Origin of the sequence: Curtobacterium sp. B18 (assembly GCF_000333375.1) — a bacterium.
GTDB lineage: Bacteria > Actinomycetota > Actinomycetes > Actinomycetales > Microbacteriaceae > Curtobacterium.
In genome coordinates, this window is record NZ_BACZ01000654.1 from 1 (window position 1) to 14,067 (window position 14,067).

General features: G+C 72.9%; 13 protein-coding genes and 1 pseudogene. 12 read left to right on the top strand and 2 right to left on the bottom strand.

What is annotated here, in order from left to right; all coding sequences use genetic code 11:
* The 7 genes and pseudogenes from I5E_RS17555 to I5E_RS22955 all read left to right on the top strand — a co-directional run.
* Positions 1-494 (top strand): annotated as a pseudogene (locus I5E_RS17555) (thymidine phosphorylase); the annotation flags it as partial.
* A gap of 132 nt (positions 495-626) precedes the next feature.
* On the top strand, positions 627-1,739 hold the full coding sequence (locus tag I5E_RS17560) for an adenosine deaminase (protein ID WP_022908137.1): 1,113 nt from the start codon (positions 627-629) through the stop codon (positions 1,737-1,739).
* A 3-nt stretch (positions 1,740-1,742) separates the two neighbouring features.
* Positions 1,743-2,189, top strand: coding sequence for a PTS sugar transporter subunit IIA (locus I5E_RS17565; protein ID WP_022908138.1), 447 nt, complete (start codon positions 1,743-1,745; stop codon positions 2,187-2,189).
* Positions 2,186-2,464, top strand: coding sequence for a PTS sugar transporter subunit IIB (locus I5E_RS17570; RefSeq protein WP_022908139.1), 279 nt, complete (start codon positions 2,186-2,188; stop codon positions 2,462-2,464). The genes I5E_RS17565 and I5E_RS17570 overlap by 4 nt, the downstream gene beginning before the upstream one ends.
* A gap of 49 nt (positions 2,465-2,513) precedes the next feature.
* Positions 2,514-3,353: a purine-nucleoside phosphorylase gene (locus I5E_RS17575; protein WP_022908140.1), complete on the top strand. Its 840-nt coding sequence runs from the start codon at positions 2,514-2,516 to the stop codon at positions 3,351-3,353.
* On the top strand, positions 3,350-5,014 hold the full coding sequence (locus I5E_RS17580; RefSeq protein WP_022908141.1) for a phospho-sugar mutase: 1,665 nt from the start codon (positions 3,350-3,352) through the stop codon (positions 5,012-5,014). The genes I5E_RS17575 and I5E_RS17580 overlap by 4 nt, the downstream gene beginning before the upstream one ends.
* A 637-nt stretch (positions 5,015-5,651) precedes the next feature.
* Positions 5,652-6,164 (top strand): hypothetical protein, encoded by a 513-nt coding sequence (locus I5E_RS22955; RefSeq protein ID WP_148287033.1) that lies wholly within the window; start codon positions 5,652-5,654, stop codon positions 6,162-6,164.
* A 135-nt stretch (positions 6,165-6,299) separates the two neighbouring features.
* Here the strand turns inward: I5E_RS22955 and I5E_RS17590 are convergent, their stop codons facing one another.
* Together I5E_RS17590 and I5E_RS17595 are read right to left on the bottom strand one after the other, a co-directional pair.
* Positions 6,300-8,072: an acetyl/propionyl/methylcrotonyl-CoA carboxylase subunit alpha gene (locus I5E_RS17590; RefSeq protein ID WP_022908143.1), complete on the bottom strand. Its 1,773-nt coding sequence runs from the start codon at positions 8,070-8,072 to the stop codon at positions 6,300-6,302.
* 79 nt (positions 8,073-8,151) lie between these two features.
* Entirely contained in the window at positions 8,152-8,961 is an 810-nt protein-coding gene (locus I5E_RS17595) for a Maf family protein (RefSeq protein WP_022908144.1), read from the bottom strand.
* Between the two features lie 14 nt (positions 8,962-8,975).
* On the opposite strand from I5E_RS17595, the gene I5E_RS17600 reads away from it, so the two are divergent.
* The 5 genes from I5E_RS17600 to I5E_RS17620 form a co-directional block, all read left to right on the top strand.
* Complete coding sequence (locus tag I5E_RS17600) at positions 8,976-10,235, top strand: class I SAM-dependent RNA methyltransferase (protein WP_022908145.1); 1,260 nt, start codon at positions 8,976-8,978, stop codon at positions 10,233-10,235.
* Positions 10,236-10,425: 190 nt separating this feature from the next.
* Positions 10,426-11,190, top strand: a complete 765-nt coding sequence (locus I5E_RS17605) for a response regulator transcription factor (protein WP_402268232.1) — start codon at positions 10,426-10,428, stop codon at positions 11,188-11,190.
* A gap of 5 nt (positions 11,191-11,195) precedes the next feature.
* Positions 11,196-12,530, top strand: coding sequence for a sensor histidine kinase (locus I5E_RS17610; protein ID WP_022908147.1), 1,335 nt, complete (start codon positions 11,196-11,198; stop codon positions 12,528-12,530).
* Complete coding sequence (locus I5E_RS17615) at positions 12,527-13,576, top strand: hypothetical protein (protein ID WP_022908148.1); 1,050 nt, start codon at positions 12,527-12,529, stop codon at positions 13,574-13,576. Before I5E_RS17610 ends, I5E_RS17615 begins: the two co-directional genes overlap by 4 nt.
* 218 nt (positions 13,577-13,794) lie before the next feature.
* A partial coding sequence (locus I5E_RS17620; RefSeq protein WP_261974987.1) for a LysR substrate-binding domain-containing protein occupies positions 13,795-14,067 on the top strand: 273 nt, incomplete at its 3' end.

The window sequence follows — 14,067 nt, forward strand, 5'->3', positions numbered from 1 at the left end:
CAGGGCGGTGGGCCGGCCGACGTCGGGAGCTGACCGTCGCACTCGCGTCGGAGATGCTCGCGCTGGCCGGACTGCCGGACGCCGACCCCGCCGCCGCGCTGGCCGACGGCCGCGCGATGGACACCTGGCGCCGGATGATCCAGGCGCAGGGCGGGGACCCCGCATCCGCGCTGCCGATCGCCCGCGAACAGCACGTCGTCACCGCGCCGTCGTCGGGCGTGCTCGCGCAGCAGGACGCCCTGCCGTTCGGCCTCTCGGCCTGGCGCCTGGGTGCCGGCCGTGCGCGCGCGCAGGACCCGGTGCAGGCCGGGGCGGGCATCGAGCTGCACGTCAAGCCCGGTGACACCGTCGCCGCGGGGCAGCCGCTCTGGACGCTCCACACCGACGACGCGTCGCGGATCCCGCGGGCGCTCGAGTCGCTCGAGGGTGCGTGGTCCATCGGCACCGAGGCGCCCGCGCGGGGACCGATCGTGCGCGAGCGCATCACGGGCTGAACCCGGGCGGTGGGACCGGCCACCGGCCGGGCCGCGGCTGCCTGCCCGGCTGTGGAGAGCCTCCAGTGGGTCCCGTCGTCTGTTGTGCACAGGTGCCTGCGCTCGGTCGGTGACCACCGATAGCCTGAGTGCATGAGCTCCGACGCCACCACCTACCGCCTGCCCGACGCCGGAGCGGTCATCAACGACCTGCCCAAGGTCTCGCTGCACGACCACCTCGACGGTGGCCTGCGTCCGGCGACGATCGTCGAGCTGGCTGCCGAGGCCGGCGTGGCGCTGCCGACCACCGACGCCGTGGCGCTCGGAGCGTGGTTCGCCGACCAGTCGAACTCGGGCTCGCTCGTCGAGTACCTCAAGACCTTCGACGTCACCACCTCGGTGATGCAGACGGCGCCCCAGCTGCACCGCATCGCGAAGGAGTTCGTCGAGGACCTCGTCGCCGACGGCGTCGTCTACGGCGAGGTCCGCTGGGCACCCGAGCAGCACCTGCGCGGCGGCCTGACGCTCGACGAGACGGTCGAGGCCGTGCAGGGCGGCATCGAGGAAGCCGTCGATGCCGCCGGTGGTCGCATCCGCGTCGGGCAGCTCGTCACCGCGATGCGGCACGCCGACCGATCGCTCGAGATCGCCGAGCTCGCCGTCCGGCACCGCGACCACGGGGTCGTCGGCTTCGACATCGCCGGGGCCGAGGCCGGGTTCCCCGCCTCGAACCACCGCGCCGCCTTCGACCACCTGGCGTCCGAGCTGTTCCCCGTCACCGTGCACGCGGGCGAGGCCGACGGGCTCGCCTCGATCCGGTCCGCGCTCGTCGACGGCCGTGCGCTGCGCCTCGGGCACGGCGTCCGCATCTTCGAGGACGTCACCCTGTCCGACGCCGGTGACGGCTCGACGCTCGCCTCCCTCGGCGAGGTCGCCTCGTGGGTGCGCGACCGCGAGATCCCGCTCGAGGTCTCGCCGTCGTCGAACCTGCAGACCGGCGCGATCGCGGCGTGGGGCGACGACCTCGCCGACCACCCGTTCGACGTGCTCTACCAGCTCGGCTTCCGGGTGACCGTGAACACCGACAACCGCCTGATGAGCGACACGACGCTGTCGAAGGAGCTCGCGCTGCTCGCCGGGACGTTCGGCTACGACCTCGACGACCTCGCCGCGTTCCAGATCAACGCGGCGCTCGGCTCGTTCCTGCCGCTCGAGGACCGCGAGGACATCATCGCCACCATCACGGCCGGCCACCAGGAGGCCTGACGAATGCCACTGCCGCCGCTGCCGGACTCCGCCGTCGTGCTCGGGGCGACCGCGTCCTCGTGGCGTGACGCGCTCCGGGCGGCCGGTGGTGCCCTCGTGTCGTCCGGAGCGGCGACCGAGCCCTACACCGACGCGATGATCGCGCTCGTCGAGGAGCACGGGCCGTACATCGTCATCTCGCCGGGGCTCGCGTTCGCGCACGCCCGGCCGGGCCCCGCGGTGCTCCGGGACGGGCTGTCCGTGGTGACGCTCGCCGAACCGGTGACGTTCGGGCACCCGCACAACGACCCCGTCCGGGTCGTGCTCGGGCTCGCGGTCGCCGGTGTCGGCACGCACCTCGAGTCGATCGGCGAGATCGCGAACCTGTTCAACGACGCCTCGGTGACCGGTCGGATCGCCGCGGCGACCACGGCGGACGAGGTCCGCGTGATCATGGGAGTGTCCGCGTGAAGATCGTGACCATCTGCGGCGCGGGCATCGGGGCCAGCGCGATCCTCAAGGTGAACGCCGAGAAGGCACTCGTGACCCTCGGGCTGACGGCCTCGGTGGTGGCGGCCGACGTGGCGTCCGTGCAGCGGGTGTCCGACGACGCGAACGTGATCCTCACGAGCGAGGAGTTCGTCGAGGCGATCGGGTCCACCTACGCCGAGGTCATCGTGATCCGGAACCACTTCGACCAGGCCGAGATCACGGCCGCGGTGGACCGGGCGCTCGGCGAACACTGACGCCGTTCCACGACCGCTCGGCGGGTTCGGTGCCCTCTAGAGTTGGGGCATGAGCACGGAGAACCCGCTGAACGACCCCGCCGCAGACCCGTTCGAGGTCGCGCGTGACGCCGCCGAGGTCATCGCCTCGAAGTCCGGCATCGACCGCCACGACATCGCCCTGACCCTCGGCTCCGGCTGGGGCAAGGCCGCAGACCTCATCGGGGAGACGGTGTCCGAGATCCCGGCGTCCGAGGTCCCCGGCTTCAGCGCCTCCGCCGTGCCCGGACACTCCGGTACGGTCCGTTCGATCCGGCTGTCCGACGGTCGCCACGCACTCGTGATCGGTGCGCGCACGCACTACTACGAGGGGCACGGGGTGCGTCGCGTCGTGCACAGCGTCCGGACCGCTGCGGCGACCGGGGCGTCGATCATGGTCCTCACGAACGGTGCCGGTGGCATCAAGGAGCACTGGACGCCCGGGACCCCGGTCCTCATCAGCGACCACATCAACCTCACCGCTGACAGCCCGCTCGAGGGCGCCACGTTCGTCGACCTCACCGACCTGTACTCGTCGCGGCTCCGAGCGGTCGCCCGCGGCGTGGACCCCTCGCTGGACGAGGGCGTCTACACGCAGTTCCGCGGTCCGCACTACGAGACCCCGGCCGAGGTCCAGATGGCGAAGACCATCGGCGGGCACATCGTCGGCATGTCCACCGCGCTCGAGGCCATCGCCGCGCGGCAGGCCGGCATGGAGGTCCTCGGCTTCTCGCTCATCACGAACCTGGCCGCCGGCATCCAGAAGACGCCGCTGTCGCACGCCGAGGTGCTCGAGGCCGGCCGCGAGGCCGAGCCGGTGATCGCCGACCTGCTCGCACGGGTCGTGACGGCGCTCGGGGACGACCGGTGAAGCTCGACGTCGACGGGGTCGTCGCTGCCGCACGGGACTGGCTCGCGCAGGACCCGGACCCGGTGACCCGTTCCTCGCTCGATGCGGCGATCGACCAGGCGGCGACCGGCGACGGTCCCGCCGTGCAGGACCTCGCCGCGCGCTTCGCCGGGCGCCTGGCGTTCGGCACCGCCGGCCTCCGCGCCGAGCTCGGGTACGGACCGCTCCGGATGAACCGGGTGGTCGTCACGCAGGCCGCGGCCGGACTCGCCCGGTTCCTCATCGACACCGGCCGGCGGCAGAGCGTGGTCATCGGCTACGACGGTCGGGTGAACTCGGACGTCTTCGCGCGCGACTCGGCCGAGGTCATGCGCGGCCTCGGACTCGAGGTCACCCTGCTGCCGTCGGCGCTCCCCACGCCCGTGCTGGCGTTCGCCGTGCGGCACCTCGACGTCGGTGCCGGGGTGATGGTGACGGCGAGCCACAACCCGCCGCGGGACAACGGGTACAAGGTCTACCTCGGCGAGGACGACGAGGGGTCGCAGATCGTGCCGCCGGTCGACGCCGACATCGCGGCCGCGATCGACGCCGTCGCCGCTGGCTCGATCACCGACCTGCACCGCGCCACCGACTACACCGTCGCCACGTCCGAGCTGCTCGACGCCTACGTGTCCGCCACCGCGGCGACGGTGGCTGTGCCCGGGCTCGCACCGGACGCGCAGCCGAAGGTCGTCTACACGGCCATGCACGGCGTCGGGTGGGAGACCGCCCGCGCGGTGTTCGAGGCGGCCGGGTTCGCCGTGCCGGTGACCGTGCCCGAGCAGATCGAGCCGGACGGGGCGTTCCCGACGGTGTCGTTCCCGAACCCCGAGGAGCCGGGGGCGATGGACCTGTCGATCGCGCGCGGCGTCGCCGTCGGGGCCGACCTCGTCATCGCGAACGACCCGGACGCCGATCGTCTGGCGCTCGCGATCCCGGACGGCAGCGGGTCCTTCCGTCGACTCTCCGGCAACGAGGTCGGGTGGCTGCTCGGGTGGCGTGCTGCCGCCCAGGCGTCCGCTGCCGGGGTGGGCGGCACGCTCGCGGCGTCGATCGTGTCGTCGCCGGCGCTCGCCCGGGTCGCCGCGCGGCACGGGCTGGAGTACCGCGACACCCTCACCGGCTTCAAGTGGGTCTCGCGTGTGCCGGGGCTGCTGTTCGGCTACGAGGAGGCGCTCGGCTACCTCGTCGATCCCGACGTGGTCCGCGACAAGGACGGCATCTCGGCGGCGCTGTCGCTGCTGTCGCTCGCGTCGGAGCTCGCCGCCTCGGGGTCGTCGATCGCCGGGCAGCTCGACGCCTTCGCCGCCGAGTTCGGGGCGTTCGCGTCCGGGCAGGTGGCGACCCGGGTCGACGACCTCGCCCGCATCGGGCAGGTCATGGCGTCGCTGCGGTCGACGCCGCCGACGACGCTCGGCGGGCTGACGGTGCTGTCGGTGACGGACTACGCCGACGGTGTCGAGGGCTTCCCGCCGTCGGACATCCTGCGCTACGACCTCACGGGCGACGCTCGGGTGATCGTCCGCCCGAGCGGCACCGAGCCGAAGGTGAAGGTCTACATCGACACCGTCGCCGCGACTCCGGCCGAGGCGCAGGCGCTCGTCGACGCCCTCGCCGCCGACGTCCGCCCCCTGGTGTCGTAGGCCGGGGGCCCAGCCCCGCGTCCGGCGCCTCGCACAACGAAAGTCACGTCGAACCGTGGTCTTCCCCGGCTCGACGTGACTTTCGTTGTGCGGCGGCGAATCGCGTCCTCCTCCACACACCCACCCGAAGGGCGCGCCGTCCACGGAAGCGGCCACGATGTGCGCTGGTGGGGCAATCCCGGACAACGCTCGTGCGATGGCACGACTCACGATCATCCACGGTGGCACCGCCGATCCGTCCGGCCGCAGGGGGCGAGCCCTCCAGCGCGCGGCGGATGCCGGAGACCTCGTACGCCTCGTCCCCGGTCGCTTCGTCGACGCAGCTGAATGGCGACGAGCCACGCCCGGAGAGCGACACATTGCGCGGATCAAGGCGGTGCACGACCGTCTCGCCTCTCGTCTCGTGGTCTCGCACGCGTCGGCGGCCGCACTGCACGGCCTGCCCTGGACCGGTGAGTTCCCCGACACCGTCGACGTGCTCGATCCTCGACGGACGACGTCGCAGGGACTGGCGCACGTCCGCAAACGGCCAGGCGCCCAACGGACGATCCGGACACAGGCCATGGTGTCGAACGGCCGCCGGCTCACCGACCTCGTGAGCACTGCCGCCGACCTCGCGATCTCGTACGACCTCCGCATGTCCGTGCCGGCACTTGACTCGGCGCTCCGACGCGGACTGGCCCGAGACGACATCCGTGCCGAAGTCGTCGCCCGGAACGCCGTCCACGGGCGGCAGCGTGCGATCACTGCGATCGAGCTCGCCGACGCCGCGAGCGGATCGCCTGGGGAATCCATCGGACGAGTCGCGCTCGACGAGGCCGGCGCCCCTCGTCCCGTACTCCAGCGCGAGTTCTGGGATGCGGACGGCTTCATCGCACGGGTGGACTTCTGGTTCCCCGACGAGGGTGTGGTTCTGGAGTTCGACGGGAAGGCGAAGTACGTCGACCCGGCGCTCCGCGCAGCCGGGACGACCGTTGCCGACGTCGTGGTGTCGGAGAAGCGACGAGAAGACAGGCTGCGCAGGCATCCGGAGGTTCAGGCAGTGGGACGGTTCGGATGGCCGGAAGCACATGATGCCGAGGTGCTCCGGGCGCTCCTTCGAGGACTGGGCGTCCCGACGAGCCGGCGTTCGTTCGCCCGACTGCGCTGATGGCGACTGGCGCTCGAGGTGCTCGCGCACAACCAAAGTCCCTCCGAACCGCGCGATGCCGTGGTTCGAAGGGACTTTGGTTGTGCGAAGCGCGGCGCGCGGCGGCGCGCCGGCGCGCGGCGGCGCGCGCGCCGCCTACGCGAGCTCGAGCAGCACGTGGCCGGACGAGATCGTCTGGCCGACGGGGGCGTTCAGCCCCGTGACGACGCCGTCGCGCGGGGCAGCGACGGGCTGCTCCATCTTCATGGCCTCGAGCACGACGAGCAGGTCGCCCTTCACCACGGTGTCACCCTCGGCGACCGCGAGCTTCACCACCGTGGCCTGCATCGGGGACGTCACCGACCCGGACGAGGCGAGCCCGCCGCGCACACCGGACGACCGACGCTTCGGGGGAGCCGAGGGCCCGGCCGGACGACGACCCGCAGCGCCACCGACGCCGACGATCGACGGCATGGTGACCTCGATGCGCTTGCCCTGCACCTCGACGACGACGCTCTCGCGGTCGGCCGGCGCGGGGAGCTCCTCGGGGGAGCCGCTCCACGCGGGGATGTCGTTCTGGAAGTCGGTCTCGATCCACTGCGTGTAGACGGAGAACGGCTCGTCGTCCGACGTCGCGAACGCGGGGTCCGACACGACGGCTCGGTGGAAGGGGAGCACGGTCGGCAGGCCGGTGACCTCGAACTCGGCGAGGGCACGGCGCGAGCGCTCCAACGCCTCGGCGCGCGTGGCGCCGGTGACGACGAGCTTCGCGAGCATCGAGTCGAACGAGCCGGACACGACGTCGCCGGACACGACGCCCGAGTCGACGCGGACACCGGGGCCGGACGGCGCGTGGAACGCGTGCACGGGGCCCGGCGCGGGGAAGAAGTTCCGACCGGGGTCCTCGCCGTTGATGCGGAACTCGAACGAGTGGCCGCGTGCCACGGGGTCGGAGTAGTCGAGCACGCCGCCCTCGGCGATGCGGAACTGCTCGCGGACGAGGTCGATGCCGGTGACCTCCTCCGAGACGCAGTGCTCGACCTGCAGGCGCGTGTTGACCTCGAGGAAGGACACGGTGCCGTCGGCGCCGATGAGGAACTCGCACGTGCCGGCACCGACGTAGCCGACCTCACGGAGGATCGCCTTCGACGACTCGTACAGGCGCTCCGTCTGTGCGGCGGTGAGGTACGGCGCGGGCGCTTCCTCGACGAGCTTCTGGTGGCGACGCTGCAGCGAGCAGTCGCGGGTGGAGACGACGACGACGTTGCCGTGCTCGTCGGCGAGGCACTGGGTCTCGACGTGGCGCGGCTTGTCGAGGTACTTCTCGACGAAGCACTCGCCCCGACCGAACGCCGCGATCGCCTCACGCGTCGCCGACTCGAACTGCGACTCGACCTCGTCGCGGGTGCGGGCGACCTTCAGGCCGCGGCCGCCGCCGCCGAAGGCCGCCTTGATGGCGACCGGCAGGCCGACCTCGTCCGCGAACGCGATGACCTCGGAGGCGTCCTTGACGGGCTCGATGGTGCCCGGTGCGAGCGGCGCGCCGACCTTCTCGGCCACGTGACGCGCGGACACCTTGTCACCGAGCTGCTCGATGGACGCGGGCGACGGCCCGATCCACGTCAGCCCCGCGTCGATGACGGCACGGGCGAAGTCGGCGTTCTCGGCCAGGAACCCGTAGCCCGGGTGCACGGCGTCGGCGCCGGACCGTCGGGCGACCGAGATGATCTTGTCGATGACGAGGTAGGTGTCGGCGCTCGTGGTGCCGTTCAGCGCGTAGGCCTCGTCGGCGAGGCGTGCGTGGAGGGCGTCACGGTCCTGGTCGGCGTAGACCGCGACCGATGCCTTGCCTGCGTCGCGGGCCGCGCGGATGATGCGGACGGCGATCTCGCCGCGGTTCGCGATGAGGACCTTGCTGATACGGGGCATGGTAAGTCAGCGTATTCGTGCGGGAGGGCCACGAATTGACTGGCACCCACAAAGAACGAGCGCGAAGAAGTGTGGATGTCTACAGTGCCCACAGGTCGTGCCAGGCGATGCCGAAGCCGCGGAGCAGCATCGACCGCAGCACCGGGAGCGACAGCCCGACCACGGCCGACGGTGCGCCGTCGATCCGGGTGATGTAGGCCGCGGCCCGTCCGTCGATCGTGAAGGCGCCGGCCACCTCGAGCGGTTCGCCGGTCGCGATGTACGCGTCGATCTCCTCGGGCGACACGTCGTCGGCGAAGGTGAGGACGGCGCTGTCGACCGCCACCACGTGGTCGCCGGCGGCGACCATCGCCGACCCGCCGGGCGTGACGCCCGCGACGAACGCGGCGGCGCCCAGCGGCCCACCGCCCGACGCGTCCACGGTGCGGACGGGAGGCACGGTGCCGGCCCGACCCGCGCCTCCAGGCCCCTGGGCGGGTGCGTCCAGGACGTCGGGTGCGTCCACGGCCAGGCGCCGGTCGACGACGCAGTGCCCGCTCCAGAGCGTGCCGCCGCCGGCGGCGAGCATCTGCCGCCACCGCTCCCGGGCGACCTCGGGGTCGTGGGGCTTGCCGTACAGCACGCCGTCGACCTCGAACGCGGAGTCCCCGCCGAACACGAAGCCGTCGACCGGGGAACCGTCGACCGGGGCGTCCGCGACGGCCGAGGCCTTGGCGACCGCGAGCATCGCCACAAGCTCCGGCCCGGTCAGGTCGCGGCCGAGCGACGTGGCGGCCGCGGCGACCGCGGCGTCCTCGTCGACCCCCGGCGCGACGAGCACCGGCTCGATCCCGGTCTGGGCGAGCAGGGCACGGCGGGCGGGGGAGGTACTCGCGAGGTACAGACGCATGGGAACATCGAACCATGGGTGAATCCGTCGGAACGCTGCTCGACCTCGACGTCACCGGGATCGCCCACGGCGGCATCTCGGTGGCACGGCACGAGGGGCGGGTGGTGTTCGTGTCGGACGCGATCCCGGGCGAGCGCGTCCGTGCCCGGGTGACCGAGGACCGGAAGAAGTCGTTCTGGCGCGCCGACACCGTGTCGGTCGAGACGCCGAGCGAGCACCGCGTCGACCACGTCTGGCCCGAGGCCGCCCTCGACCGCGACCCCGCGGTCCGTGCCGGCGGCGCCGAGTTCGGGCACATCGCCCTCGGCCACCAGCGCACGCTGAAGCACGACGTCCTGGTCGACTCATTCGCCCGGTTCGCCCGCACCGACCTCGCCGAGGTCCTCGGGCACGACGTCGTCGTCGAGGCCGCGCCCGGCGACGACGAGACCGGCGGCACCGGGTGGCGCACCCGGGTCCGTCTGCACGTGGACGAGGACGGGACCGCCGGACCCTTCGCCGCCCGGTCGCACACCGTGGTCCCGGTCGCGTCCCTGCCGCTCGCGAGCCGCACCGTGCAGGAGAGCGCACCGCTCGGCCGCGGCGCGATGCCCGGTGCCTCGGTCGTCGACGTCCTCGCACCGAGCGGCTCCGAGGGCGCGCGCCTCGTGATCGACGAGCAGAAGCCGACCGTGGTCACCGAGACCGTCGGGGACCGCTCGTTCCAGGTGGACGACAACGGCTTCTGGCAGGTGCACCGCCAGGCGCCCGCCGTGCTGACCGCCGCGGTGCAGGACCTCGTCGACCGCGACCGGCTCGACCCCGAGGGGCAGCACCTCGACCTCTACGGCGGTGTCGGGCTGCTCGGCGCCGCACTCGGCGACCTCGTGGGGCCCCGCGCGAAGCTGACGAGCGTCGAGAGCTCCGAGCGCGCCACCGAGCACGCGCAGGAGAACCTCGCCGAGTGGATCGGCGTGCGCGCCGAGACCGCCCGCGTCGACCGCTGGCTGCAGCGGACCGTGTCGTCGCTGACGGCGACCGAGCGGCAGCGCCACCGCGCCGGCACCGTCGTGCTCGACCCGCCGCGCTCCGGCGCCGGTCGCGAGGTCGTCGTGCAGATCGCGGCGCTCCAGCCGGCGCAGGTCGTCTACGTTGCCTGCGACCCGGTGGCGCTCGCGCGCGACGTCGCGACGTTCGCCGACCTCGGGTACCGCCTGGAGGCGCTGCGTGCGTTCGACCTCTTCCCGCACACCCACCACCTCGAGGCCGTGGCGCGGCTGGTGCCCGTCGCCTGACGTCGATCACGGACCGGGCCGGGCTCGGCGGGCTCGACGCGCCCGGGAACGGCTCGGTCCGATGCGGCGGCTGCGCGGTGACCCACGGGGTTGGCCCTTCCGCGCGACGCGTGTCGCCCGCGGACACGTCGGCGCGGCGCGATCGCATCGCGCCGCTGCCTGAGTCCGACCTGGGTATCCTTGGGCGGTGATGGCGAACCGGTTTCAGGGGCCGGCGAGCACATCGACGAGAGAGGCCACCGTGGCAACAGACACGACCACCACCGGAACGACCGGACTGGCGACCAAGCCCGTCCGTGTCGCGATCGTCGACGACCACGAGTCCGTGCGGCTCGGGATCCAGGCAGCGTGCCAGAACGAGGGGTTCGAGGTGGTCCTCACCGCCGCGAGCGTGCCCGAGTACATCGAGAACCTCGGTGGGCGCGAGGTCGACGTCGTCGTCCTCGACCTGTCCCTCGGCGACGGCTCGACCGTGACCGCGAACGTGAAGGGTGTGCAGGGCACCGGTTCCGCCGTGCTCGTGCACTCGATCGCCGACCGGGTCGCGAACGTCCGTGAGGCACTGGCCGCAGGGGCGGCCGGCGTCATCCCGAAGTCCTCGGCGACGAAGACCGTGATGGCCGCCGTCGCCACCGTCGCGCGCGGGGACGTGCTGAACAACCTCGAGTGGGCCAGTGCGATCGACGCCGACCGCGACTTCGCGAAGGCGCAGCTCGGACGCCGCGAGCGCGAGATCCTGCACCTGTACGCCTCGGGCCTCCCGCTGAAGCTGGCCGCGCAGCAGCTCGGCATCGGCTACTCCACCGCCCGCGAGTACCTCGACCGCATCCGTGTCAAGTACGTCGAGGTCGGTCGACCCGCCCCGACGAAGGTCGACCTGCTCCGTCGCGCGGTCGAGGACGGCATCCTGCCGGGGCTCGACTCGGGCATCGACCCCGACGGCGACGGCCGCTGAACAGCATGACGGCGGCGGACGCTGCACCCGGCAACGGCGCCGGGGCCGGTCCCGGCACGACGGCCGGTGCCGGAGCCGCGCCCGCCGCAGGGGCCGGGGCCGCCAGGACGGCCGTCGGGGCGATCGAGCCCGCGCCGTTCGGCGCCGATCCCGCACGCAGTGTCCGCGCGTCAATCACCCAGGCGTCGGTCGAGCGTGCCTTCGCGATCCTCATCGCCGTGGCCGCGCTCGGCTTCGGTGCCACGACGGTGCCCGCGGTGCTGTCCCAGCTGCCGTACCTCGACCCGGTGTGGGGGCCGGTGGCCGCCTGCGCGCTCGCCGCGTCGTTCCTGTTCGTGGGGGCGTCGGTGTTCGTGCGGCGCCTGGCCCAGATCGCGCAGATCGTCTGCGCCCTCGTGTTCCTCGTCGTGCTCGTCACCTGGCCGCTGACGGCCCGCGAGCCGATCCCGTCCGACCAGGCACCGTGGCCGTGGTGGCTCTGCACCGTCGGGTCGACGGCCGCCGCCATGGGGTTCGCGCCGTGGCGGGCGTCGGTCTACACCGCACTCGTCCCGGCCGTCTACGTGGCGATCCGGTTCACCCCGGCCGGCGGCGACGCGGGCGCCGGCGCGGTCCTCAACGGCTTCTACACGGCGATCCTCAGCGGTGCCGCCCTCATCATCGTGATCGTGCTGCGCCGTGCCGCTGCGGCGGTCGACGCTGCCCAGGCGACGGCGGTCCGTCGGTACTCGCACGCCATCCGCGAGCACGCGACCGAGGTCGAACGGGTCCAGGTCGACGCGATCGTCCACGACAGCGTCCTGACGACACTGCTCTCCGCCGCGCGCGCGGACACCCGTGACGCCCAGGTGCTCGCCGCGCGCATGGCCCGGAACGCGATCGACCACCTCGAGGCGGCCGCGTCGGACGGTCCGGGGGACGCACCGCCGGTCCCGCTCGTCGACCTGCGGGAGCGGATCGCCGACGCCGTCGGGGCCCTCGCGGCGCCGGTGCGCGTCGACCGCGGGCACCTCGGGACGGCCCGTGTCCCCGCGATCGTGGCGGACGCCGTGGCCTCCGCGGCCGTCCAGGCCGCGGTGAACAGCGTGCAGCACGCCGGCCCGGCCGACGTCGAACGCTGGATCGTCGTCGAGCAGCGCGGTGCCGGCGTGAACGTCGAGGTCGGTGACCGCGGGACGGGCTTCGACACCGCGACGATCCCCGCCGAACGACTCGGCGTCCGCCGCTCGATCCTGGAACGCGTCGTCGCGGTCGGCGGCACCGCCGAGATCGTCACCGCGCCCGGAGCGGGCACGCGGGTGCTCCTCGACTGGCGCCCGACGACGGGGGAGCAGCGGTGAAGGCCTCACTGCCCGCCGGCGTCGCGATCGGGCTCGCCACGCTCTTCTCGGTGTACCACCTGGTCCTCGCCGCCACGACGCTCCCGGGGGAGGCCGAGATCGGCCCGGTCCTCGCGTGCATGGTGCTCTACGCGGCCGCGACCGGGGTCGCGGTGTTCGTGCACGGGCGTTCGCTGCCGGTCTGGGCCGCGTGCTTCGCGCTCGCGACCGCCGTCGTGCTGCCGATCGTCGCGTCGCCGACCGTCGACCTGGCAGCGGGGCCGGGGAACGGCACGTGGTGGATCGCCGCCGTCGGCACGCTCATGGTCGTGCTCGTGGTGCGCGGTCGCGGACCGTTCGCCTGGGTCGGGGTCGGCTTCCTCGCGGTGCACGCCGTCGCCTGGGCCGGGCTCGGAGCACTCGGATCGCTCGGGGTGCTCGGCAGCGTGTCGTGGGTCGCGATCGCCACCGGTCTCGCCGCGGCGACGAGTCGGGCCACGCGCGTCACCCGTGACTTCGTCCGCGCCGAGCAGGAGACGGCGGACTGGCAGGCGGCGCAGGATGCCCACGTCTTCGAGCGCCAGTTCCGCCTGAGCCAGACGACGCGGATGGCGCTGCCGATGCTGCAGCGGATCATCGAGACCGGCGGTGACCTGGACGACGCCGAGCGTGCCGAGTGCCTGCACCTCGAGCAGGCCATCCGTGACGAGATCCGCGGTCGGTCGCTGCTGTCGGACGACGTCCGCGACGAGGTGATGCGGCTCCGCCGTCGCGGCGCCACCGTCCAGCTGCACGACGACGGTGGGCTCGACGACCTCGAGATGCCCGACCTGCGCCGCGTGCACGCCCGGATCGCCGATGCGCTGCGGCAGGCCCGTGAGGCCGACAACGTGATCATCCGGACGGTCCCCGAGGGCTCGGCGTCCGCCGTGACCGTCGTGGGGCTGCGGCTCGACCTCGCTGCGAGCGAGTCGGCTGCCCTCGGCGCGGGCATGGACGACGAGGACGGCGACGAGGACGACTCGGTCGTGGTGTGGCTGGAGATCCCGCGGCACGAGGTCGTCTGACCACAGCCGGCGGACGGCCCCGTCGCACCGGGGTCGCTGGCGGCGGACGCGTCTCGACCTGCCCGGAAACGGGGAACGGGCCGGTCGGAAACCGACCGGCCCGTTCACGACCCGAGTCTGAGCGACAACCCGAATATCGCCCTGACTCGTAGCTGGTGGTGGCGTCGTACCCTAGTCGGCCACCGACCTGCGATGTTCTTCGTTGAAGGACACCGAACATCGGATTCACGGAGACACCTGCTGCGCCACCTGACCTGTCCTCGCTGGTGGTCGACGAGGACGAACTCGTGGTCGTCGTCGCCCCGCACCACCCGTGGGCAAGCGCTTCAGGCATCACCGCGGATGACCTCGCGGAGACGCCACTGCTGCTCCGCGAGGAAGGGTCCGGCACCCGCGCCACGGTCGAAGCGTGGCTCGACCGTGCCGGGTTCCGCCTGGTCGCCCCAGCGGCCGTGCTGGAGACGACCGGCATCATCCGCGCCAACGCGCGG

Excerpts from the sequence above, each read along its gene's own strand:
- I5E_RS22955 (WP_148287033.1), top strand. The coding sequence starts at position 5,652 with ATGTCCGTGCCGGCACTTGACTCGGCGCTCCGACGCGGACTGGCCCGA.
- I5E_RS17605 (WP_402268232.1), top strand. The coding sequence starts at position 10,426 with ATGGCGAACCGGTTTCAGGGGCCGGCGAGCACATCGACGAGAGAGGCC.
- I5E_RS17575 (WP_022908140.1), top strand. The coding sequence starts at position 2,514 with ATGAGCACGGAGAACCCGCTGAACGACCCCGCCGCAGACCCGTTCGAG.
- I5E_RS17590 (WP_022908143.1), bottom strand. The coding sequence starts at position 8,072 with ATGCCCCGTATCAGCAAGGTCCTCATCGCGAACCGCGGCGAGATCGCC.
- I5E_RS17565 (WP_022908138.1), top strand. The coding sequence starts at position 1,743 with ATGCCACTGCCGCCGCTGCCGGACTCCGCCGTCGTGCTCGGGGCGACC.
- I5E_RS17595 (WP_022908144.1), bottom strand. The coding sequence starts at position 8,961 with ATGCGTCTGTACCTCGCGAGTACCTCCCCCGCCCGCCGTGCCCTGCTC.
- I5E_RS17600 (WP_022908145.1), top strand. The coding sequence starts at position 8,976 with ATGGGTGAATCCGTCGGAACGCTGCTCGACCTCGACGTCACCGGGATC.
- I5E_RS17610 (WP_022908147.1), top strand. The coding sequence starts at position 11,196 with ATGACGGCGGCGGACGCTGCACCCGGCAACGGCGCCGGGGCCGGTCCC.
- I5E_RS17560 (WP_022908137.1), top strand. The coding sequence starts at position 627 with ATGAGCTCCGACGCCACCACCTACCGCCTGCCCGACGCCGGAGCGGTC.